Source organism: Streptomyces bambusae (genome assembly GCF_019400985.1).
GTDB lineage: Bacteria > Actinomycetota > Actinomycetes > Streptomycetales > Streptomycetaceae > Streptomyces > Streptomyces bambusae_A.
The window spans coordinates 1-801 of record NZ_WTFF01000704.1; the positions used below are offsets into that span (position 1 = coordinate 1).

An 801-nucleotide genomic window follows, 5' to 3' on the forward strand; every position below is an offset into this window, starting at 1 on the left:
GGTGAAGGACGGGAAGATGCCCGTCCCCGTCCGCCAGGCGCCGTCCGGGACGTGGCTGGTCGATGAGGTCGCCGTCCAGCCGTCCGGGCGGGTCGTGGCGTACTGTCGCGTGTCGTCCGCCGACCAGAAGACCGACCTTGACCGGCAGGCCGCCCGGGTCGTGGCCGGCGCGAACGGGCTGGGCCTGGCCGTCTCCGAGGTCGTCACCGAAGTGGGTTCAGGGCTGAACGGGCGGCGCCGCAAGCTGCACCGCCTGCTGTCCGACCCGAACTCCACTGTGATCGTGGTCGAGCACCGTGACCGGCTGGCCCGGTTCGGCGTCGAGCACCTCGAAGCCGTCCTGTCCGCGTCCGGGCGGCGCCTGGTCGTCCTCGATCCCACCGAGACAGCCGATGACCTGGTGCGCGACATCACCGAGGTGCTGACGTCGATGTGTGCGCGCCTGTACGGGCGGCGGGCGGCGAAGAACCGGGCCGCCCGCGCGGTGGCCGTGGCGACCGGCGAGGCCGACGGGTGAAGAAGTTCCGCCCGCAGCCCGGGTTCGTGGTGCAGGCGTACCGGTTCGCCCTGGACCCGAACGCCGCCCAGGAGCACGCCCTGCGCTCGCATTGCGGCGCCGCGCGTGCCGCGTACAACTGGGCTGTGGGCTGGGTGACCGCCTCGTGGTGGCAGCGCAAGGCCGAGGAGACGTACGGCATCCCAGCCGACCAGCTGACGGAGTGGCGGCCGTGGTCGTTGCCGTCGCTGCGGAAGTCGTTCAACGCCGCCAAGCACACCGACCCCAGGTTCACGGACTGGTGG

General features: G+C 72.2%; 2 protein-coding genes. Both read left to right on the forward strand.

Annotated elements, in window-relative coordinates; translation table 11 throughout:
- Position 1: 1 nt before the first annotated feature.
- On the forward strand, positions 2-517 hold the full coding sequence (locus GPJ59_RS36640) for an IS607 family transposase (protein ID WP_308120710.1): 516 nt from the start codon (positions 2-4) through the stop codon (positions 515-517).
- Positions 514-801, forward strand: a 288-nt coding sequence (locus GPJ59_RS36645) for a helix-turn-helix domain-containing protein (protein ID WP_219672404.1), incomplete at its 3' end; no start/stop codon positions are given. The genes GPJ59_RS36640 and GPJ59_RS36645, both read left to right, overlap by 4 nt.